At 61.6% G+C, this 21119-nt stretch carries 17 protein-coding genes; 10 read left to right on the top strand and 7 right to left on the bottom strand.

Features of this window, described 5'->3' with window-relative positions; genetic code table 11:
- The first annotated feature begins 77 nt into the window (after positions 1-77).
- From EFB14_RS32065 to EFB14_RS32050, 4 genes are all read left to right on the top strand, one after another.
- Positions 78-1469, top strand: a complete 1392-nt coding sequence (locus tag EFB14_RS32065; RefSeq protein ID WP_126830797.1) for a multicopper oxidase family protein — start codon at positions 78-80, stop codon at positions 1467-1469.
- 154 nt (positions 1470-1623) lie between these two features.
- The gene (rnd, locus tag EFB14_RS32060; protein WP_126830795.1) at positions 1624-2769 is read left to right on the top strand and encodes a ribonuclease D; all 1146 of its coding nucleotides are present in this window, start codon (positions 1624-1626) and stop codon (positions 2767-2769) included.
- A gap of 77 nt (positions 2770-2846) precedes the next feature.
- Positions 2847-3908 (top strand): adenylate/guanylate cyclase domain-containing protein, encoded by a 1062-nt coding sequence (locus EFB14_RS32055; RefSeq protein ID WP_126830793.1) that lies wholly within the window; start codon positions 2847-2849, stop codon positions 3906-3908.
- 173 nt (positions 3909-4081) lie between these two features.
- Entirely contained in the window at positions 4082-5440 is a 1359-nt protein-coding gene (locus EFB14_RS32050; protein WP_126830791.1) for an esterase-like activity of phytase family protein, read from the top strand.
- A gap of 109 nt (positions 5441-5549) precedes the next feature.
- On the opposite strand, the gene ppx is transcribed toward EFB14_RS32050, so the two are convergent.
- The 4 genes from ppx to EFB14_RS32030 all read right to left on the bottom strand — a co-directional run bounded on the left by ppx (position 5550) and on the right by EFB14_RS32030 (position 11183).
- Positions 5550-7070: an exopolyphosphatase gene (gene ppx / locus EFB14_RS32045; protein WP_125846876.1), complete on the bottom strand. Its 1521-nt coding sequence runs from the start codon at positions 7068-7070 to the stop codon at positions 5550-5552.
- A gap of 12 nt (positions 7071-7082) precedes the next feature.
- On the bottom strand, positions 7083-9287 hold the full coding sequence (locus EFB14_RS32040) for an RNA degradosome polyphosphate kinase (protein ID WP_125846875.1): 2205 nt from the start codon (positions 9285-9287) through the stop codon (positions 7083-7085).
- Between the two features lie 65 nt (positions 9288-9352).
- Positions 9353-10066, bottom strand: a complete 714-nt coding sequence (gene hdaA, locus EFB14_RS32035; RefSeq protein WP_125846874.1) for a DnaA regulatory inactivator HdaA — start codon at positions 10064-10066, stop codon at positions 9353-9355.
- A complete protein-coding gene (locus tag EFB14_RS32030; RefSeq protein WP_125846873.1) occupies positions 10059-11183 on the bottom strand; it encodes an AI-2E family transporter in 1125 nt (374 codons plus the stop codon). The genes hdaA and EFB14_RS32030 overlap by 8 nt, the downstream gene beginning before the upstream one ends.
- Positions 11184-11429: 246 nt before the next feature.
- Between EFB14_RS32030 and purM the strand changes: the two genes are divergently transcribed.
- Together purM and purN are read left to right on the top strand one after the other, a co-directional pair.
- Complete coding sequence (gene purM / locus EFB14_RS32025) at positions 11430-12503, top strand: phosphoribosylformylglycinamidine cyclo-ligase (protein WP_126830789.1); 1074 nt, start codon at positions 11430-11432, stop codon at positions 12501-12503.
- Complete coding sequence (gene purN, locus EFB14_RS32020; protein ID WP_125846871.1) at positions 12500-13171, top strand: phosphoribosylglycinamide formyltransferase; 672 nt, start codon at positions 12500-12502, stop codon at positions 13169-13171. Before purM ends, purN begins: the two co-directional genes overlap by 4 nt.
- Here purN and EFB14_RS32015 read toward each other — a convergent pair.
- Complete coding sequence (locus EFB14_RS32015; protein WP_126830787.1) at positions 13168-14337, bottom strand: alpha-D-ribose 1-methylphosphonate 5-triphosphate diphosphatase; 1170 nt, start codon at positions 14335-14337, stop codon at positions 13168-13170. The two genes, purN and EFB14_RS32015, sit on opposite strands and share 4 nt — an antisense overlap.
- Positions 14338-14573: 236 nt before the next feature.
- Here EFB14_RS32015 and EFB14_RS32010 point away from each other — a divergent pair, with 236 nt between their 5' ends.
- Positions 14574-15194, top strand: coding sequence for a PadR family transcriptional regulator (locus EFB14_RS32010; RefSeq protein WP_125846940.1), 621 nt, complete (start codon positions 14574-14576; stop codon positions 15192-15194).
- Between the two features lie 5 nt (positions 15195-15199).
- Positions 15200-16498 (top strand): FAD-dependent oxidoreductase, encoded by a 1299-nt coding sequence (locus EFB14_RS32005; RefSeq protein WP_126830785.1) that lies wholly within the window; start codon positions 15200-15202, stop codon positions 16496-16498.
- Positions 16499-16567: 69 nt separating this feature from the next.
- Here EFB14_RS32005 and EFB14_RS32000 read toward each other — a convergent pair whose 3' ends face one another.
- Together EFB14_RS32000 and EFB14_RS31995 are read right to left on the bottom strand one after the other, a co-directional pair.
- Positions 16568-17158: an NUDIX domain-containing protein gene (locus EFB14_RS32000; protein ID WP_125846868.1), complete on the bottom strand. Its 591-nt coding sequence runs from the start codon at positions 17156-17158 to the stop codon at positions 16568-16570.
- Positions 17155-19359, bottom strand: coding sequence for a molybdopterin-containing oxidoreductase family protein (locus EFB14_RS31995; RefSeq protein ID WP_125846867.1), 2205 nt, complete (start codon positions 19357-19359; stop codon positions 17155-17157). The genes EFB14_RS32000 and EFB14_RS31995 overlap by 4 nt, the downstream gene beginning before the upstream one ends.
- Positions 19360-19375: 16 nt before the next feature.
- Here EFB14_RS31995 and EFB14_RS31990 point away from each other — a divergent pair, with 16 nt between their 5' ends.
- Positions 19376-20254 carry a 23S rRNA (adenine(2030)-N(6))-methyltransferase RlmJ gene (locus tag EFB14_RS31990; protein WP_125846866.1) on the top strand — a complete coding sequence of 293 codons (879 nt, stop codon included), beginning with the start codon at positions 19376-19378 and terminating at the stop codon, positions 20252-20254.
- A gap of 98 nt (positions 20255-20352) precedes the next feature.
- The gene (locus EFB14_RS31985) at positions 20353-20949 is read left to right on the top strand and encodes a glutathione S-transferase (RefSeq protein ID WP_125846865.1); all 597 of its coding nucleotides are present in this window, start codon (positions 20353-20355) and stop codon (positions 20947-20949) included.
- The last annotated feature ends 170 nt before the right edge of the window (positions 20950-21119 follow it).

Here is a 21119-nt window from a genome sequence, read left to right as displayed (position 1 = left end):
AGTTTGGCCGCACCTGCCGTATTGATGAAACTGCCGGTCAACTTTAAAAGGACGGCATTCTCATCGCGGAGCACCCCATGCCTCTCCTTACCCGCCGCAACTTGTTGAAGGTATCCGCCGTCGCGGGCGCCTATGGTGCCGGCATCGGCGTTGCCGGCAAATTCGGACTTGCCGAGGCCGCTCCCGAACCGCAGCTGCTGAAGGCGCTGAAGACCGAGGCTGTGCTGACCGACGCTGGACCGACCAAGGATATCATGAGCTGGGGCCAAGGCGGCATGCCGCCGATTCTCAGGATGACCAAGGGGCGGCCCTATGCGGCGCGGCTGACCAATGGGCTCGACGAGCCGACGACGATTCACTGGCACGGGCTTCGCATCGACAACCGCATGGATGGCGTGCCCTTCATGACGCAGCCCTATGTCTATACCGGCGACAGCTTCGACTACGCCTTCACGCCGCCCGATGCCGGCACCTTCTGGTATCATCCGCATTGCAACACGCTGACGCAAATGGGGCACGGCATGACCGGCGTCATCGTCGTCGAGGATCCGACCGATCCCAAGTTCGACGCGGAAGTGGTGCTGAACCTGCGCGACTGGCGGCTCGGCGGCGATGGGCAGTTCATTGCTCCCTTCCGGCCGCGCGACGCCGCCAAGAGCGGCACCTACGGCACGGTGCGTACGGCCAACTGGCATCGGGAGCCGCAATATGACGCGCCGGCCGGCGGGCTCGTTCGGCTGCGCATTGCGGTCACCGACGTAACGCGCATCTTCTCGCTGAAGATGGAAGGCGCCGATGCGACCGTGATTGCGATCGATGGCAATCCCGTGCCGAAGCGTTTTTCGCTCGACCTGCTACAGATCGGGCCGGGCCAGCGGCTCGATCTTGCCGTGCGCATGCCGGACGGCGAAGGCGCCGTCGCAACGCTAGAGGATATCCGCGGCACGGCGCCGAAAACCATTGCCAGCCTGCGCGCGACCGGGCAATCGCTGAAGCGCAATGTCGGCGATCTCGGGCCGCTTGTCGAAAATCCGGTCCCGAAGGCCGATCTTTCCACCGCCGAGCAGATCCCGCTGGTGCTGAGCGCCACCGCCGAGAATACCGCCGTCGAAAGCATCTGCGGCACGCTCGGCTACAGCTTCTGGGCAATCAACAAGGTGCCGTGGCCGGGCGACACGCCCGATCCGACGGCGCCGCTGGCGGAATTGAAGCTCGGCAAGAGCTATGTCTTCAACCTGGAAAATACGACGCCGCACGCGCATCCGATTCACCTGCACGGGATGAGCTTCACGGTGATCTCCTCCTCGACGCGGGAGGTGATGCCGCTGGTGTCCGATACCTATCTCATTCAGCCGGACGAGAAGGTGCAGCTTGCCTTCGTCGCCGACAATCCCGGCGACTGGCTGCTGCATTGCCATATCATCGAGCATCAAAAGACGGGGATGACGAGTTATCTCAGGGTGAGTTGATGGCGGCGGCACCCGATGCGCCGATATTCGCCTTGCCTCAGTTTGGACGTGATTCTTAGCCAGCAATGCCCGAAGGCGTATGCTGTTGTATTGACATATCGAACCGAAAGGAGAAGGAAGGTTTAACCGACCTTTTCCTTGCGAATGAAATGATATGATCGAAACCACCGCCGATTTGGCGGCCGCCTGCAAAGAGCTGGCCAAGTCCGACTTCATCACCATCGACACCGAATTCTTGCGCGAGACGACATTCTGGCCCGAGCTCTGCCTGATCCAGATGGCAAGCCCGACGCTGGAGGTTCTTGTCGATCCACTGGCGAAGGGCATCGATCTTGCCCCCTTCTTCGAGCTGATGGCCGATACGAAGGTGCTGAAGGTCTTTCATGCGGCGCGCCAGGACATCGAAATCATCTTCAATCGCGGCAACCTCATTCCGCATCCGATCTTCGACACGCAGGTCGCCGCCATGGTCTGCGGCTTCGGCGACAGCGTTTCTTACGACCAGCTGGTCAGCCGCATCAAGAACGTCCACATCGACAAGTCGTCACGTTTCACCGACTGGAGCCGCCGGCCGCTTTCCGACAAGCAGCTGGAATATGCGCTGGCCGACGTGACCCACCTGCGCGACGTCTACCTGTCGCTGAAGGCCGAACTCGATCGCGAAGGCCGCACCTCCTGGCTCTCCGAGGAAATGGATATTCTCGAAGCGCGCGAGACCTACGACATGCATCCCGACGATGCCTGGCAGCGGCTGAAGATGCGCCTGCGCAAGCCGCAGGAGCTGGCGGTGCTGAAATATGTCGCCGCCTGGCGCGAACGCGAGGCGCGGGCCCGCAACGTGCCGCGTTCCCGCGTGTTGAAGGACGATGCTATCTACGAGATCGCCCAGCAGCAGCCCAAGGATACCGAGGGGCTCGGCCGCCTGCGCACCATTCCGAAAGGCTGGGAGCGTTCGACCTCCGGCGCAGCTGTCGTCGAGGCCGTCAATGTGGCACTCGCTCTTCCGAAAGCCGACATGCCGCACGCGCCGCGCCAGGCGCAGGCGCCTGAGGGCGCGGCCGCTGCCGTCGAGCTCTTGAAGGTGCTCCTGAAGCTCATCTCGGAAAAACACGGCGTGGCGCCGAAGGTAATCGCCAATAGCGAGGATCTCGACAAGATCGCCGCCGATGGCGAGAAGGCCGATGTCGCTGCCCTGCATGGCTGGCGGCGCGATCTTTTCGGCGAGCCGGCGCTACAGCTGATCCAGGGCCAGATCGGACTGCGCTTCGTCGGCAGGAAGGTCGAAACCGTCAGTCTGTGAGACGGAATCAAATTCGCTTGACGCTTTTTTCCCGGCTGAAACAATGGCGGGAGCGAACATCACGGCGAAGAGGCGGCATGCGGGAAATATCTCCGACCCAGAACTGGATCCTGATCACGATCGTGCTGGCTGCCAGCGGCGTCCTCTATGATCTGATGTTCTACTCCAACCAGACACCCGTCGTCGGGGCGATCTTCGCGCTCTTCATTGGCATGCCGATCATCGCCTTCGAGCGCAAGGCCCTGTTTCGCGGCCTTTACAGACGTATCCAGAAGCTGCCGACCTTTGCCTTCATCATTACCGAGCTGGTGATCTACGAGATCCTGATGAGCATCGGTTTTGCCTGCGCCGCCCTGCTGCTCTCGTCGCTCGGCATGATAAAGCCATCGTCCTTCCTCGATCTCGTCATCATGCCGTATGAGGTCTTCCTCTATGCGCTTGCGGTCTGCTCGGCGATGATCTTCATTCTGCGCGTGCGGGAACTGCTCGGTCGCGACGTTTTCCTCAGCATGCTCGTCAGTCGTTACCGCAATCCGGTGAGGGAAGAGCGTGTCTTCTTGTTCATCGACCTCGTCGATTCGACGGCTTTTGCCGAAAAGCACGGCGACCTCCGCGCCCAACAGCTGCTGAGCTCGCTGTTTGCGACCTTCGCCGAGCCCGTCAGACGCCACAAGGGCATGATCAACGACTATGTCGGCGATGCTGCGATCATTACCTGGCCGCTGGCCCGTGGCATCAAGGACGCCCGCTGCGTGCGCTGCATCTTCGACATTCTCGCCGATATCGACGCCAATGCCGCCAGCTGGCGGAAAAATTACGGACAGGTGCCGAAGCTTCGCGCCGCCCTTCACGGCGGCGAGATCATCACCGCCGAAGTCGGCGTCGACCATCACAAGATCAGCTATTTCGGCGATACTGTGAACACCACTGCCCGGCTGGAGACGCTCTGCCGCAGCCTGAACCGGCCGGTGCTGATATCAGCCGAGCTTGCCCGGAGCGTGAAATTTCCCGACGAGATCTCCTGCGAGGATCTCGGAACCCATGCCGTCAAGGGACGCGGCCAGGCGCTCGGTGTCATCGCCCTTTCGTCGCGCGCGGTTACCGTGCTGAACACACCCGCGGTCATTCTGCACGGCTGAGCAAGGGTTTGACCGCCAATGCGCGGATTGAAAGTGTTGCAGCGTCCTTTTGCGCACCTGAGAAAGCCGCGCGGCGCTGGAAGGACGTCACCAAAGCTTCACCCAACCGTCAATTCGCTGACACCGAAGCCCTGTTAAGCGGAAGGCATTCGCATCCGTTTCATGGGGATATTATGAAGAACGTCCTTTTTGCTTCCGTATCGCTTTTCATCCTGATTGCGGGCTCCGCTTCGGCCGACCAGCAGGAGTTTCCGGCCAAGCTCGCCGGCCAGGCGATCCTGCCCGCGAACACCCTGGTTCCGGCTCCGGCCGACGCTCCTGAATTCCTCAAGCATGCCGGCAAGTTTACGACGCCGGACCGTAAGCGGACCGAAGCGCTCGGCACCGTTCCCGGAAAGGACGGCGCCCGCGTCACCGACCTGAGGCTCCCCTTCGACGGTCAGGCAGTCCAGGGCTTCTCGGGCATCAAGACGATGGCTGACGGCTCCTTCTGGACGCTGACGGATAATGGTTTCGGCTCGAAGGCCAACTCTTCGGACGCCATGCTCTTCCTGCACCAGATGAAATTCGACTGGGCGACCAACAAGGCTGACGTCGTCAAGAACCTCTTCCTCTCCGATCCGAACAAGGTCGCGCCGTTCCCGATCGTGCTCGAAGGCACCGATACGCGTTACCTCACGGGCGCCGACTTCGATATCGAATCGATCCAGCCGGTCGCCGACGGTTTCTGGCTCGGCGACGAATTCGGTCCCTACATCCTCAAGGTCGACACCGAAGGCCGCCTGACGGATGTCATCTCCACGACTCTCGACGGCAAGCCGGTGCTTTCGCCCGACAATCCGCTGATCCAGCTCCCCGGCAACCCGACCGCGAAGATGCCGGTCTTCAACCTGAAGCGCTCAGGCGGCTTCGAAGGCCTCGCCATGTCGAAGGACGGCTCCAAGCTCTACGGCCTGCTCGAAGGCGCCATCTACAAGGATGACGGCCAGATGGAATCGGTCGACGGCCACACCGCCGTCCGCGTCATCGAATTCGACGTCGCCTCCAAGAAATGGACCGGCCGCAGCTGGCTCTATCCGTTCGAGGACAAGGGTGTGTCGATCGGCGACTTCAACATGCTCGACGACACGACGGCTCTCGTCATCGAGCGCGACAGCGGCGCCGGCACGAAGGACAAGGCCTGCGCCGATCCGAAGCAGCCGAAGCCGGATTGCTTCGAGGCTCCGGCCGAGCTGAAGCGCGTCTACAAGATCGAATTCAACGACGCCAATGTCGGCAAGGCCGTCCGCAAGATCGGCTATATCGATCTCTTGAACATCAAGGATCCCGACAACAAGAAGAAGGCCGGCAGCAAGGACGGCGTCTACGACATGCCGTTCGTGACGATCGAAAACGTCGATCGCGTCGATGCCACGCACATCATCATCGGCAACGACAACAACCTGCCCTTCTCCGCCGGCCGCGCCGTCGACAAGGCCGACAACAACGAGTTCAGCCTGCTTGAGGTTGGCGAGTTCCTGAACGCGAAGTAATTCGAGGTTCTGGTGTGAAATGCGGAGGGCGGCGCGACGGTGCCGCCCTTTTTGTTTATGGCGATCGATACTTAGCGGCCTGATGCGGCACGACGGTCGCAGATCGGATCTACTGGAATCGAAACGCCAGACGCTTGTTCGTCAATCTCGACAACTGCTGCAGGCGGCCGTCCAGGCGTTCGCCGGCGAAATCGCGGTACTCCGGGGGCACCACGAATTCGAGGTCGAAGTCCGGGTTCGACGATTTGCGGAAGGTCAGGTTCTTGACGATGCCGGGCATCGAGGCCGAGAAGAGATAGACGACACGCAGCATGCCGCCGAGAAGCTTGGCGCGCTCGATAAACTGGGGTGTCGCTATCTGCGCCAGCGGGCCTGTGGCGCCGTCGTCGTGCAGCCCCTCGAAACGGTAATAATTGGTGAGCGCGATGAAGGCCCGGCCGGGGTGGCTGATGCCGACGAAGGACGAGTGGGCGATGACGTTCAGGGCCTGCAGGCCGCGATAGTCGGGGTGGGCACGCCAGCTGATATCGGCAAGCAGACAGGCCGCCTGGCGGTAGCGGCTTTCCTCTTCGGTTTCCTGAACGCCGAAGAGAGGCATCATGCGGCCGGTCCATTCGGCCAGTTCACGGGCATGCTCCGGCGAACGGGCACGCAGGATCGCCAGCTCGCCTGCGGCTGCAAGCAGCGGATCGAGACGGCGTTCGGACTCCGACAACAGCGAATAGAGATAGCCCTCGCGCACACCCTGCGCCGAGAAGGATATCATCGATGGCTTCATCGCGTTCAGCACTTCCTTCATGGCGACGGCGCCAAAAGGCAGCAGCGAACGGCGGTGCTTGGAAACGGCCAGCAGCGCCGGCTCCTTGGAATCGCGCGCGGTCGCTACCTGTTCGAGGAACAGCATCATCGCTTCGAGCGACACCTCGTAACCCTGCATCATGTGCAGCGGATAATGCGTGATCTCCATATGCAGCTTGGCGATATTTCGCCAGGTGCCGCCGACGGCGTAGAAGGTCCGCCCCTCGCCTTTCGACAAGAGCTTGGCCGTTTTCACCTGCTTGCGGGCAAAGGTTCGGGCCTTGGAGAGCGAACCGCCGGCATATTCGGACAGGCGCAGGCCGCCGAGCGGCAGGGTGATGCCGTTGCTGACGTCCTTGCCCTTGATGTCGATCAGCTCAAGAGAACCGCCGCCGAGGTCGCCAGCAATGCCGTCTGGATTGAAGAAGCCGCTGATGATGCCGAGCGAGGCGAATTTCGCTTCCTCCTCGCCTGACAGCACGCGGACATGGCGCTGCAGGATCGTTTCGGCCTGATGGATGAAATCGGGACCGTTGCTCGCCTCGCGCGCGGCCGCCGTCGCCAGCACGTACATGGTGGCGGCGCGGGCCTGATCGGAGAGAGCCTTGAAGCGGTGAAGGGCCTGAAGCGCCCGCGCAACGCTGTCCTCATCCATCTTGCCGGTCAGGGCTATGCCCTTGCCGAGCCCGCAGAGGACCTTTTCGTTGAAGAGAATCGTGGGCGAACGGGACAAGCCTTCGTAGACGACCAGACGAATGGAATTCGATCCAATGTCGACGACGGAGACCGGGGCGATCCCCGGAAGGCGCCCCTGGGCTTCAGATTCAACCATTTAGGTCCAGTTTTACTTGTTGTTGCGGCCTTCGAGCAGGCCGGCGATCAGCTTCGGCGCACTGGACTTCAATGCTTCACCGCGGCCTGACAGGCTCGGATTCGTCATGAAATACTGCTGCGCATTGAACGGTTCCTCGCCCCTGCGCACTTCCATGCGTCGCGACGTACCGTCGGGCAATATCTCGTAGCTTTGCTGATTGTCAATCACGTTGCCGAGCATAATCTGCGACAAAACCTGCTCGTGAACGGTCGGATTCGTCAGCGGAACCATGGTTTCGACGCGGCGATCGAGGTTTCTCGGCATCATATCGGCCGAACCGATGTAAACCAGCGCCTTGTCGGACGGCAGGCCGTGGCCGTTGCCGAAGCAGAAGATGCGGCTGTGCTCGAGGAAACGGCCGACGATCGACTTGACGCGGATCTTCTCCGAAAGACCGGGCACCTGCGGACGCAGGCAGCAGATGCCGCGCACGACGAGATCGATCTCGACGCCGGCATGGCTGGCGCGATAAAGCGCGTCGATGATGTCGGGGTCAACGAGCGAATTCATCTTCATCCAGATGGCAGCCGGGGCGCCGTTCCTGGCATGCTGAATCTCTTCCTCGATGTGGCGCAGGATGCGCGGCCGCATCGTATAGGGCGAGATTGCAAGCTGCATGCCCTGTTCCGGCTCGCCGTAGCCGGTGATGAAGTTGAAGATATTCGCCATGTCGTGGGCGATGACGGGATTGCAGGTGAAGTAGGACAGATCCGTATAGATCTTCGCGGTGATCGGGTGGTAGTTGCCCGTCCCGAGGTGGCAATAGGTCCTGAGCTTGCCTTCCTCGCGGCGGACGACCATCGACATCTTGGCGTGGGTCTTGAGCTCGATGAAGCCGAAGACGACCTGCACGCCGGCGCGCTCGAGATCGCGCGCCCAGCGGATGTTCGCCTCTTCGTCGAAGCGGGCCTTGAGCTCGACCAGTGCCGTTACCGACTTGCCGGCTTCGGCGGCATCGATCAGCGCGCGGACGATCGGGCTGTCATTGGAGGTGCGGTAGAGCGTCTGCTTTATCGCCAGCACATCAGGATCGCGCGCAGCCTGGAGAAGAAACTGGACCACCACATCGAAGGATTCGTAGGGGTGATGGACGACCATGTCCTTTTCGCGGATTGCGGCGAAGCAGTCGCCAGCATGCTCGCGGACGCGCTCGGGAAATCGCGCATTGTAAGGGAGAAACCTGAGATCGTCGCGCGGGGCCTTGGTGATCTCGGAAAGCGTGTTCAGCGCGAGAAGGCCCGGCAGAACGGCCACGCGGTTGTCGGGAATGCTGAGCGCCTGGACGACGAACTGGCGCAGCGAGGCCGGCATTTCCGAGTCGGTCTCGATGCGGATGACCTTGCCGCGGCGGCGGCGCTTCAACGCCGTTTCGAAGAAGCGGACCAGATCCTCGGCCTCTTCCTCGACTTCGATATCGCTGTCGCGAATGACGCGGAAGGTACCGGAGCCCTGTACCTCGTAGCCCGGGTAGAGCCGGTGGATGAAGATGTTGGCGACATCTTCCAGCGTGATGTAGCGGATGGTGGTCCCCTCATCCGGCAGGCGGACGAAGCGGTCGAGCGCCGGCGGCAGGCGCAGCAGCGCCGTCATCGGCTCGCGGCCGCTCTTGCTGACGAGCTGCAGGCCGATCGAGAAACCAAGATTCGGAATGAAGGGGAACGGATGGGCCGGATCGATCGACAGCGGCGTCAGCACGGGGAAGATCGCCTGTTCGAATTCGGCGGCCAGCCACTGGCGGTCAGCATCGCTGAGCGCGCCGGGGCGCACGATCAGGATGTCTTCCTTGGCGAGATACTGCTGCAGTACGGCAAGCGAGGCCTGCTGCTCCATCTGCAGATGGTCGATCTCCTGCAGGATCGAGTCGAGCTGTTCTGCCGGCGTCTTGCCGTCGGGGCTGCGGATGGCGATGTTCTGGCGCACCTGGCCCTCGAGGCCGGCGACGCGCACCATGAAGAACTCGTCGAGGTTGGCGGCCGAGATCGACAGGAAGCGGACGCGCTCGAGCAGCGGGTGCTCGGTATTCAAAGTCTCTTCCAGAACGCGGCGGTTGAACTGCAGCCAGGAGAATTCCCGATTGATGAAGCGCTCCGGGCTCGTCAGCAATTCTTCCAGCGGAGGGACGTTGTCATTGGTTCGCGGGAAGGCTTCCTGATTTTCTGCGACTGCGCTGTCCATGGTCCGCTTACCCCGTTTTCAATCGCGACGGCAATTATATCAGTTTCACGACGGAACTGTGACAGTCAATCAGACGGTTCCGAATTTCCCAATTCATTCAATACTTCGGCGGCAAGTGACCGGGTGATTTTCGTGCCCCTGGATAGGGCCAGCCGGTCAAGCCTTTCGACGATCGTCTGGGCCGCGTTCAGCGACCGCTCCATGCGGTTAACGATATAGAGCACGAGTTTGTCATCTATATAAAGCTGCCGGTCGGCAAAGAGCTTGACGATCACCTGCGACAACAGCGCCTCGTCGGGCTCGCCGATCTCGACGACGGTGGCGGCCTTGAGGCGCGAACGCAGATCGGGCAGCAGAACCGGCCACGACATCGGCCAGAGACGGCTTGTTATCAGCAGGCTGGTGCCGTTTTCGCGCACGCTATTGATGACATGGAAGAGCGCATTGTCATCGAAGCCGAGGCGGTCGGCGTCCTCGAACAGCACCGGCCCGGCGGCGGCGGCAACCGCGGCGTCCGAGCCAAGCTCCGGATGGATGCTGACGGCACCGCTCAATTCGCTCCAGATGCGGGCGAGATGGGATTTTCCCGAGCCGACGGGACCGGCGAGCACGACGACCGGCGACGGCCATTCCGGCCAGGCGTCGACAATCGAAACGGCGGCAGCAAGACGCTCCGAAATCAGGAGATCGTCGCGGCCGCTTGCGGCATCGTGCGAAAAGACCAGTGGCAGCTGCTCTCCGGCCTTGCGCTTCGGATCAGCATTCTTCACGTCATTCATTGGGAACTGATTTCGTCTTCCGGGCGCGGGCGCTCGGCGACCCGCCAAAATAAAGATCGCTCTGAAGGTAGCGCGAAAGCGCAAAACGGACAAGAACGCCGACGGCAGCAGCGGCCGGCACGGCGACCAGAAGACCGACGAAACCGAAGAGTGCGCCGAAGGCAAACAGCGCAAACATCAGCCAGACCGGATGCAGGCCGACGCTTTCGCCGACAAGCTTCGGCTGCAGAACATTGCCTTCCAGGAACTGGCCGGAGAAGAAGACGGCGAGCACGAGGCCGATCCAGGGATAATCCGGCCAGAACTGCACCAGCGCCACGCCGACGGCAAGAACGAGGCCGACCATGGAGCCGACATAGGGGATAAAGCTGATCATTCCGGCGAAAAGGCCGATCAGCAGACCGAAATTCAGCCCGACGAGGGAAAGGCCGACGGCATAATAGATGCCGAGGATGAGACAGAGGGAACCCTGGCCGCGAATGAAGCCGGCGATCGCCTGATCGATCTCCTTGGCAATCTGGCGAACCTCATTGATATAATCACGCGGAATCCAGGCATCCACCTTGGCGACCATACGGTCCCAGTCGAGCAGGATATAGAAGGCAACAACGGGGGTGACGACGAGCAGCGAGATGACGTCGACGATCGCCTTGCCGGAATTCCATATCTGCGCGAAGAGGCCGGTCAAGAAGCCCATGCCCTCCGACAGGATACCGGAGAGATTGTCCTTGATCGTACCCATCTGGTTCTTGATCCAGTCCGGCAGCAGCGAATTCTGCGACTGGGTGATGAACTGCTGCAACTGACTGATATAACCCGGCAGACGCTGGGCGAAATCGTTGAACTGGCTGACGAGCACCGGAATGAGGATCATCAGCGCCAAGGCGAAGACGATAACGAAGGCAATGAGGATGCCGACCGTCGCCATCATGCGGCTGAGGCCAAGGCGCTCCAGCCGATCGGCCACCGGATCCAGGAAATAGGCGATCGCCATGCCGGCGATGAAAGGCAAAAGTATCGAACTGAAGACATAAAGAAAGGCGATGAAAAAGACGAGCACGGCCAGCCAGAAGAAGATCTGGCGCTTGAGACTGTTGCCGCTGACATGCTGTGGCATCGCTTCCCCGCTGATCGCTCGCCGCCGCTGAATGCCGCATCCGATCCGACGCGGCCATTCAGCACATAGGATGCAGGCGCAAAGATGGTCAACCCTGTTGCGCCAAATCCCGAAAAGGCTACGGGAAGACGCGGGAAATTGGGGGCTTTTCCCATGCAGCGCTTGCATAAACGCCCCTGTCATGCAATTGCGACCGGCAGATGACGCGGCATGTTAGCCGCACGAAAATAGCCATCGGAGACCAGCATGAGCCAGTCTGGGAAAAACGGCCTGACCTACAGCGATGCGGGCGTCGACATCGATGCCGGCAACCTCCTCGTCGAGAAGATCAAGCCGGCGGTGCGCTCGACGCGCCGCCCTGGCGCCGATGGCGAGATCGGCGGCTTCGGAGGGCTCTTCGACCTCAAGGCCGCGGGCTTTACCGATCCGGTTCTGGTTGCCGCCAATGACGGCGTCGGCACCAAGCTGAAGATTGCGATCGACGCGGACTACCACGACACCGTCGGCATCGACCTCGTCGCCATGTGTGTCAACGATCTCGTCGTGCAGGGCGCCGAGCCGCTGTTCTTTCTCGATTATTTCGCGACCGGCAAGCTCGATCCCGACCAGGGTGCGGCAATCGTCGGCGGCATCGCCGCCGGCTGCCGCGAGGCGGGCTGTGCGCTGATCGGCGGCGAAACGGCCGAAATGCCGGGCATGTATTCTTCCGGCGATTATGATCTGGCCGGTTTTGCCGTGGGCGCTGCCGAACGCGGCAAGCTCCTGCCATCAGGCGACATCGCCGAGGGTGACGTGATCCTCGGCCTCGCCTCCTCCGGCGTCCATTCCAACGGATTCTCGCTGGTGCGCAAGATCGTTTCGCTCTCCGGCCTCGGCTGGGATGCGCCGGCGCCATTTGCCGAAGGCAAGAGGCTCGGCGAAGCGCTGCTGGAGCCGACCCGCATCTATGTGAAGCCGCTCCTGAAGGCGATCCGCGAGACGGGAGCGCTAAAGGCACTTGCCCATATCACCGGCGGCGGCTTCCCGGAGAATATTCCGCGCGTGCTGCCGAAGCATCTGGCTGCGGAGATCGATCTTGCGGCCGTCAAAGTGCCGCCGGTCTTCTCGTGGCTCGCCAAGACGGGCGGTGTTGAAGCCAAGGAAATGCTGCGCACCTTCAACTGCGGCATCGGCATGATCGTCGTCGTCGCTGAAGAGAATGTCGCCGCGGTATCGACGGCTCTCGAAGCCGAGGGCGAGACGGTCGTCGCGCTCGGCCGCATGATTGCCCGCGACGAAGGCGCTGCCGGCACGGTTTACAAGGGTATGCTTGCCATATGAGCACGCCGCGCAAACGCGTCGTCGTCTTCATTTCGGGTGGCGGCTCCAACATGATGGCGCTGGTTGCGGCGGCGAAGGCAGCCGATTATCCGGCCGAGATCGTCGGCGTGATTTCCGACAAGGCCGATGCAGGCGGACTTGCCAAGGCTAATGCCGAAGGCATCGCCACCTTCGCCTTCCCGCGCAAGGACTATGCCAGCAAGGAAGCGCATGAGGCGGCGATCTTTTCGGCGCTCGACACGCTTTCCCCTGACATCCTTTGCCTCGCGGGCTACATGCGGCTGCTGACAGCAACCTTCATCCAGCGTTACGAAGGCCGGATGCTCAACATCCACCCTTCCCTGCTGCCGCTGTTTCCGGGCCTGCGCACCCATCAGCGCGCCATCGACGCCGGCATGCGGATCGCCGGCTGCACGGTGCATTTCGTCACCGAAGGCATGGATGAGGGGCCGACGATCGGCCAGGCGGCTGTACCAATTCTTTCCGGCGACACAGCCGATAGCCTGGCTGCCCGCGTGCTCACCGTCGAGCACCAGATCTATCCGCAAGCGCTGCGGCTCTTTGCCGAAGGTCGGGTGGCGATGGAAAGCGGCAAGGCCGTCGGCGCCGAGGCTTCAACCGTTGCGCCCAAGGCCCAACTGATTTCGCTGATCGGCGACCGCGCTTAGGCCGCCAGCGCCCGCAGCGGATGCAGCGTGCCGTCGCTATAGACGAAGCGCCCGGCGCGGAAGGTGGCGCGGATCCGGTGGACATCGCCGGGTTCGACCGCCACCAGGTCAGCTCGCTGGCCGATGGCGATCTCGCCGCGGTCCAGGAGGCCGGCGGAACGGGCCGCATTGCCGGTCGCCATGGCAACGGCGACCGGCAGACCGCCCTCCACCATGTCAGCAAGCTTGAAGATGCCGGGCACGAAGGCGGCCGGATGATAATCGGCGGCGATGACGCTGAGCAGTCCGGCCCTTGCCGCGTCGAGCGCGCTCAGATTGCCCGACATCGACTGGCCACGCAGCGCGTTCGGCGCGCCCATCAGCGTCCAGAGGCCGCGGCGGCGCGCCTCTTCCGCCGCAGGTGCGGTGACCGGAAACTCGCTGATGGTGACGCCGAGATCGTGCATTTCGGCGACTTTTTCGACACTGTCGTCGTCATGCGAGGCAAGCGACAGATCGTGCTTCAGCGACAACGCGACGATCTCCTTCAGCTTGGCCTCGATTTCGGGGTTGTTGCGCATGGCGATGCGCTTGGCGACGATCTCCGCCGCCATTTCCTCGGAGATGGCGCGGCGCTCGGAAATGCTGAGGATGTAGCTCTGCAGGTTGTTGTACTGGCCCTGGCCAGGCGTGTGGTCGGTCAGGGAGACCATGTCGATCTGGTCGGCATTGAGCAGGCGCTCGAGCGCGGGTGCGGCGCCGACATTGGTGATTTCATAGCGGGCATGGACGCGGTGGTCGATCAGCAGATTGTCGCGCAGGCGGTTGATGCCCTCGATCACGGCTGACGTCGTCTCCAGCGAGCGGACGTGGCCATAGACGCTTTCGGTCGCAAAGGAGACGGCGGCGAACGCCGTCGTGACACCGGCGGCAGCAAGCTTCTTGTCGAGCTCGTGAATACCGAAATCGATCGGCATATGCGCATTCGGTCGGGGTGCGATCTCGCGCTCGATCATGTCGCCATGCAGGTCGACGAATCCCGGCATCAGCAGCCGCCCACCGCCATCGATGGCGGCACCGGCGACCGGCTCCGGCCTCATCTCGGCGATGGCGCCATCTTCAACACGCACGGAACCTTCCCTCACCACCTCGTCCGGGAGAACGAGGGTGAAATTGCTGAGCCACATGGGCTTTCTCCTGACCGTATCCGATGATTAACAAGCCGCAGCGGATAGAACCGCTTCGTGACAGTCGTATGAAATTTTGAGTCCTATTACCTTAGTGCGGAACCTGCGTTTGGGAAATGGTCCGACGCACCGGCGGCGGATTCATTGTCATCGATCCAGCCCGTACCTCCCAGCGGAACCAGCGATCTCGGACTGCAATATTGACTAGTTATAATCTAACTAGTAATTATATGACTATGACATCAATCAAACGATCTCCAATCGCGCTCGCTGTCCTTGCAATGCTGACGGAAGAGCCGCTGCATCCTTATCGCATGCAGCGCCTCATCAAGGAGCGCGGCAAGGACGAAGTGATCAATGTCACGCAGAGGGCGAGCCTTTATCAAACAATCCAGCGGCTCGAACGCGAGGGTTTGATCACTCCGCAGAAAACAGTCCGGGATGACAAGCGTCCAGAGCGCACGGTGTACGAGATAACCGAGAAGGGCCGCGACATCGCGCTGGACTGGATGCGGGCGATATTGTCGACCTTAACGCGGGAATATCCGGAATTCCCCGCAGCCATATCGTTTCTTCCTCTGCTTACGCCTGATGATGTGGCGAGCCAGCTTGAGCTCAGAGCAAAAGCCATCGAGTCGGAGCTTTGCCGCATCGACAATGCCCTCCAGGAAGCGCAGGCCGTTCCAAGGCTCTTCCTTCTGGAGATGGAATATCTCCGGGCGCTTCACGCAGCCGAATTGTCCTGGGTCAACAGTGTTGTCGGGGACCTGCGCGCCCAGCGCATCACCTGGACGGAAGAGTGGCTGAAGCAGATTGCCGCGAAGTTCTCCATCGATCCCAAATTTGACCAGGACTAACGACCATGAAGGTTTTGATTATCGGCGCCGGGACTGGCGGTTTGGCGCTCGCTCATCTGCTGAAGCAGGCTGGCGTTTGCATAGCGGTGTATGAGCGCGACCTCGCGCCGAACGCCGACACCGGTGGTTATCGCGTCGGCATCAGCCCGGCGGGAAGCCGAGCGCTGAAAGCCTGTATCCCCGGCGAACTCTACGATCTCTATGTCGCCACCTGCGCCAGGTCGCCGCGCTATTTCAACATGCTCACCGAACAGCTGGGCGAAGTGCTGAGTTTCGACATCGATGATGCGAGCCCGAACGCTCTCGATGGTGAAAAGAACGTCATTCGAAAGACGCTGAGGCGGGTTCTGCTCAGAGGACTTGAAGACGACGTCTTCTTCGGGAAGACGCTTGAAACTTACACAAACTTCGCCGACGGATCGGTCACCGCTTGCTTTCAGGATGGAAGCTTCGCGACAGGTGATGTCCTGGTGGGAGCTGACGGCACGCGTTCGGCTGTACGCAAGCAACGCCTGCCGGAAGCGCGTCTGGAAGACACGGGGATCATGTCGCTCGGGGGCAAAGTTCCTATGACGGTCGAGACGAAAGCTCTGCTGTCGGACAAAATGTTCAAAGGCATGTCGCTGATTATGGCGCCGATGGGCTTCGGCGCAATCATTCACTCGCTCGAGTTCGCCGTTACGAGAAGCGACCCGGGTTTTGCCGCTCGTTGGCCGGATTTCGTCGAAGCACTCGACGAGGACAGCATCGGCTGGGGCCTATGGGGCGCCCGGCAGAATTTCCCGCGGGACCCGGCCGGCCTGAGCGGCGAACAATTGCGAGAGCTTGGCTTGGAGATCACCCGGGGCTGGCACCCGCACTTGCGCGCACTCATCCGCATGACGGCGCCCTCGACGATCCACGATGTCAAGATGAGGACCTCCGTCCCGCTGACGCCCTGGACGAGTTCGAATGTCACTCTGCTCGGCGACGCAGTCCATACGATGACACCTGGACGAGGCGCGGGTGCCAATACGGCGCTTCGCGATGCCGCTCTCCTTGGACGCATGCTGGTCGCAGCGGACCAGGGTCGAAAGCCGCTCGTCGAAGCCATACAGGCGTACGAAGTCGAGATGCTTCGCTACAGTACCGAAGCAGTCCAAGAATCGAAAAAGCAGATGGATGCCGGCGATCTGGCCCATCGGCCGATTGTCGGCAGAGTGCAACTCGCTGCGACGCGTGGCGTCATGCGCACCATCAACGCAATACCTGCACTAAAGCGGCGCGCCTTCCGGCAGATGATGCGAGTTCGCGGAGAAAACTAAGCCGGTCGCGGATCATGTCGATCCGCCCTGGAGGCAACTTGGCGAATTAGGTCTCGATCGCCTCACCCACTATCGAAGTTTGCTCTTGTTCAGCAGCGCCCATTGCAGCAGCATAATCGTCTTGGCGTCGAAGATTTCGCCGGTTTCGATCATCCGGGCGGCCTCGTCGAGCGGGATTTCGAGGACCTCGATATCCTCGTGTTCCTCGTCCAGGCCGCCGCCTTCCGCGACGCGGTCGGCGGTATCGATCAGGGCCGCGAAGTAATGGACGACTTCGGTGATGGCGCCCGGGGTGGAATAGGCTTTGAAGAGAAAGCGTGCCTCGCGCAGGCGATAACCGGTCTCCTCCATGGCCTCGCGGCGGATCGCCGCCTCGGGATGGTCGTCATCGAGAAGGCCGGCCGGTACCTCGATCATCCAGGCGGGATCGCCGTTGAGATGAACGGCCAGACGGAACTGGCGGACGAGAACGACGAGATCGCGCTTGGGATCATAGAGCAGGATGCAGGCGGCGGGCGTGCGGTGATAGACTTCGCGCTTTAGCCGCTGGGTCGCCCCCTTGCGGTCGATGTAGTCGAGCAAATAGCTGCTTAACCGCGTCCACCCGTTCGACAGCGTTTGCTCGCTGACGATCTTCACCCGTGATTTCGGCTGCATCATGCTGCGTCCCTGCGAAGCCAGACCTTGTTGTCGTGCACGGCCGCTCCGCCGTAGGGCGCGACCGGGTCGGCGCCGGTCAGCACGTTGATGCCCTCGCCGTCGACATGCGCCTTGTTCGGCCAGAGACCCTCGGCAATCAGAACGCCGGGTTTGACCTCATTGGTGACACGGGCATGGATGCGCAGATCGCCGCGGCCGTTGCCGATGCGGACGAGATCGCCATGGGCGATGCCGTTGGCTTCGGCGTCCGCCGGGTTGATCATCACCTCGGGGCGACCCTCTTTCTGACGAGAGGTCTTGGTCTCGGAAAAGCTCGAATTCAGGAAGTTGCGGGCGGGGGACGTGGCGAGACGGAAAGGATGCTCGGGATCGGTGACCTCGATGACATCGACCTGATCAGGAAAAGCCGGCAGCTCGGCATAGGGGCCGAGCGTGCCGACCGAAGCCGGGGGCTTGTTCGGCGCGGGATCGTTCACCCAGTCCGGCCGGAAATGGAACTTGCCGTCGGGATGGGCGAAGCCGTTCAGAAAATGCGCCTCCTCGAAGGCCGGCTGCCGATCGAACCATTTATGCTCGAGGAAATGGTCATAGTCCGGCAGGTCGCTTGCCGCCAGCAGGCGGTCGACCATCTCGCGCGCCGTGAAGCCGAAGCCAGGGCGATCGGCGACACCGAGACGTTTTGCCAGTTCTTCGATGACGAAGAGATTGGTGCGCACGGTCGGCGGCGGCTCGACGAGCTTTGGACCAAGCAGGATGTGGTTCTGGCCGCCAGCGCGGTAGATGTCGTCATGCTCAACGAACATGGTGGCGGGAATAACGATATCGGCCATGTCTGCCGTCTCGGTCATGAACTGCTCGTGGACGGCGACGAAGAGATCATCGCGGGCAAAGCCGCGCTTCACCAGTCGCTGTTCCGGCGCGATATTTGCCGGATTGGTGTTCTGGATCAGCATGGCCGTCACCGGTCCGCGATGGCGGAGTGCGACGGCATCGCCGGTCAGCGCACGGCCGATCTGCGACTGGTCGATCATGCGGATCTCGGCATCCTTCATCGACTTGCCCGTCAGCTCCGCGTTGTTCATGCGGAAGATATCGCTGTTCGAATGGAAGGCGCCGCCGCCCTCATATTGCCAGGAGCCGAGGACGGTGGCGATCGAGGCGGCCGCATGCATGGCGACCGCTCCGTTGCGCTGGCGGGTGAAGCCGTAGCCCAGGCGGAAGAAGGTCTTTTTCGTCGTGCCGACGAGACGGGCGAAGGCTTCGATCTCTTCTACCGACAGGCCGGTGATGTCAGCGGCCCATTGCGGCGTCTTCGTCTTCAGATGCGCTTCGAGACCAGCGGGATCGTCGGCAAATCTGGCCATATAGTCATGATCGGCGTAGCCGTCGCGGAAGGCGATGTGCATGACAGCGCAGGCAAGGGCCGCGTCGGTGCCGGGCCTGACGATGAGAGCCATGTCGGCCTGCTTCATCGTTGGATTGTCGTAGATGTCGATGACGACGATCTTCGCACCGCGCTCCTTGCGGGACTTGATGGCGTGGGTCATCACGTTGACCTGGGTCGAGACCGCGTTGGTGCCCCAGATGACGACGCAATCGGTCCGGCCCATCTCGCGCGGATCGGGGCCGCACAGCACGCCGGTCGCCATCGTGAAGCCGGTCCAGGCAGGGTTGGTGCAGATCGATGAGAAGAAACCGGAGTAACGCTTGGCATGACGCAGGCGATCGATAGAGTCGCGCTGCACCCAACCCATGGTGCCGGCATAGAAATAGGGCCATATGGCCTCGCTGCCGTCCCGTGCCTCGGCCTTCACGAAGGCCTCGGCGATCTCATCCAGCGCATCGTCCCAGGAAATCTGCTGCCACTGTCCTGCTCCCTTGGCGCCGGCACGGCGCAAGGGATGCATCAGGCGGTCGGGATGGTAGAGCCGCTCGGCATAACGGGCGACCTTGGCGCAGATGACGCCCGCGGTGTAGGAATGATCATTGGCGCCGCGTACGCGGCCAATGCGGCCGTCCTCTGAAATCTCAACCTCCAGCGCGCAGGTGGAGGGACAGTCGTGCGGACAGGCCGTGTGGCCCACCCTCTTGTCCGGCTTCGGGGATTTGGCGGGAATGGGGGTCGCAATGTTCATGGCCTTTGTATATTGCAAGGCTTCCACGGCCAAAAGCCACAAAAACTGCCGATAACGCGAATTCATACGGACATCAGCGAAAATGAACTACCGCCACATCTATCATGCGGGCAATTTTGCCGATGTGCTGAAACATGCCGTGCTGGCGCGGCTGATCCGCTACATGCAGAAGAAGGACGGGGCATTCCGCGTGCTCGACACCCATGCCGGCATCGGGCTCTACGACCTTTCCTCCGAGGAAGCGCAAAAAACCGGCGAATGGCTTGACGGCATCGGTAAGCTGATGGAGGCGGAACTCGGGCTGCAGGTTTCCGAACTGCTCGAACCCTACCTCTCGGCCATCCGCGAACTCAATCCCGAAGGCGGCATCCGCTTCTACCCCGGATCGCCGAAGCTTGCGCGCATGCTGTTCCGGCCGCAGGACCGGTTGTCGGCGATGGAGCTGCATCCAGAGGATTTCGCCCGCCTGCACCGGCTGTTCGAGGGCGATCACCACGCCCGCATCACCGAGCTCGACGGCTGGCTGGCGCTTGGCGCGCATCTGCCGCCGAAGGAGAAGCGTGGCATCGTGCTCGTCGATCCGCCCTTCGAGGAGGAGGACGAATACGAGCGCCTGGCCAAGGGTCTGGAAAGAGCCTATCGCCGCTTTCCCGGCGGCACCTATTGCCTGTGGTATCCGCTAAAAAAGGGTGCGCCGGTCAAGGAATTCCACGAAATGCTGCAGGCGCTCGACATCCCGAAGATGCTCTGCGCCGAGCTCACCGTGCGCAGCGACCGCGGCATGACGGGGCTGACGGGCTCCGGCCTCATCATCGTCAATCCGCCCTTCACCCTGAAGGACGAGTTGCACCAAATGTTGCCGGCGCTGAAGGATCATATGGCGCAGGACCGATTCGCCTCGCACCGCGCCTTCTGGCTGCGCGGGGAGAACAAGACGGTCAAGGACGATCCAGAATCTTGAAACGCGCATAACCCCGAAAATCGATTCCGATTTTCGGGGTTATGCGTTAGCTTCGGGAACAATCTGCGCCGCAAGTCCACAATCTCGTCAGGTGTCCCATGAAGCTCCTCTGCTCACCCGCCTCGCCCTATTCCAGCAAGGTGCGGATGGCCGCGCATTTTCTGGGCCTCGAGGTGAACGCGATCCGGGTCGATACCAACACCGGACCGGCGATCCTGGTGGACAACAATCCCCTCGGCAAAATCCCGACGCTGCTGACCGATGATGGAGCCTCGATATTCGACAGCGTGGCGATCATGCATTTTTTCGACCGGCTGACGAAGGGAGGGCTCTACCCTTCCAAGAAGGGCAAGCGCACCGATGCTGAGGTCCTGGAAGCGCTCTGCGACGGCATCTGCGACTGCCTGCTGGCGATCGTTTACGAGCGGCGCTTCCGAGACGAGGAAAAGGTCCATCAGCCCTGGATCGATCGCCAATGGAAGAAAGCGACGGCCGGGCTCGCTCACCTCGGCGCCAAGCCGCCGAAAACAGGCAAGAAGCTCAATGGCGGACATTTCGCCTTGGCCGCCACGCTTGATTATCTCGACCTGCGCTTCAAGGGCCAATGGGAAGCCGATCATGCGCCGTTGATCGAGTGGCTCGCGCAATTCGAAAAGAAATTCCCTGCCCATCGCGAGCTCAAAGCCAGCGCTTGACCCGAAGACGCGGACAGCAAAAAGCCGGGCGACGTGCCCGGCTTCAGACTGCTGACAAACCCCTGGCACCGTCCAGGGGTTTATGATTCATTGGGACATGTTGAAGAAACCTGCCCCCACCCAGACGGCTCTTGAGATGGTGACGCTTGATAGCCTGGTGCCGAAGGATC

The sequence above is a fragment of the Rhizobium fabae genome (assembly GCF_003985135.1).
Taxonomy (GTDB): Bacteria; Pseudomonadota; Alphaproteobacteria; order Rhizobiales; family Rhizobiaceae; genus Rhizobium; species Rhizobium pisi.
This window is presented reverse-complemented; position numbering and strand designations above follow the sequence as displayed.

Coding starts and splice junctions, on each gene's coding strand:
- EFB14_RS32015 (WP_126830787.1), bottom strand. CDS start 14,337: ATGTGGCTCAGCAATTTCACCCTCGTTCTCCCGGACGAGGTGGTGAGG.
- ppx (WP_125846876.1), bottom strand. CDS start 7,070: ATGGTTGAATCTGAAGCCCAGGGGCGCCTTCCGGGGATCGCCCCGGTC.
- EFB14_RS32000 (WP_125846868.1), bottom strand. CDS start 17,158: ATGATGCAGCCGAAATCACGGGTGAAGATCGTCAGCGAGCAAACGCTG.
- EFB14_RS31995 (WP_125846867.1), bottom strand. CDS start 19,359: ATGAATTCGCGTTATCGGCAGTTTTTGTGGCTTTTGGCCGTGGAAGCC.
- EFB14_RS31985 (WP_125846865.1), top strand. CDS start 20,353: ATGAAGCTCCTCTGCTCACCCGCCTCGCCCTATTCCAGCAAGGTGCGG.
- EFB14_RS32030 (WP_125846873.1), bottom strand. CDS start 11,183: ATGCCACAGCATGTCAGCGGCAACAGTCTCAAGCGCCAGATCTTCTTC.
- EFB14_RS32050 (WP_126830791.1), top strand. CDS start 4,082: ATGAAGAACGTCCTTTTTGCTTCCGTATCGCTTTTCATCCTGATTGCG.
- EFB14_RS31990 (WP_125846866.1), top strand. CDS start 19,376: ATGAACTACCGCCACATCTATCATGCGGGCAATTTTGCCGATGTGCTG.
- EFB14_RS32065 (WP_126830797.1), top strand. CDS start 78: ATGCCTCTCCTTACCCGCCGCAACTTGTTGAAGGTATCCGCCGTCGCG.
- purM (WP_126830789.1), top strand. CDS start 11,430: ATGAGCCAGTCTGGGAAAAACGGCCTGACCTACAGCGATGCGGGCGTC.
- EFB14_RS32005 (WP_126830785.1), top strand. CDS start 15,200: ATGAAGGTTTTGATTATCGGCGCCGGGACTGGCGGTTTGGCGCTCGCT.
- purN (WP_125846871.1), top strand. CDS start 12,500: ATGAGCACGCCGCGCAAACGCGTCGTCGTCTTCATTTCGGGTGGCGGC.
- rnd (WP_126830795.1), top strand. CDS start 1,624: ATGATCGAAACCACCGCCGATTTGGCGGCCGCCTGCAAAGAGCTGGCC.
- EFB14_RS32040 (WP_125846875.1), bottom strand. CDS start 9,287: ATGGACAGCGCAGTCGCAGAAAATCAGGAAGCCTTCCCGCGAACCAAT.
- EFB14_RS32010 (WP_125846940.1), top strand. CDS start 14,574: ATGACATCAATCAAACGATCTCCAATCGCGCTCGCTGTCCTTGCAATG.
- EFB14_RS32055 (WP_126830793.1), top strand. CDS start 2,847: ATGCGGGAAATATCTCCGACCCAGAACTGGATCCTGATCACGATCGTG.
- hdaA (WP_125846874.1), bottom strand. CDS start 10,066: ATGAATGACGTGAAGAATGCTGATCCGAAGCGCAAGGCCGGAGAGCAG.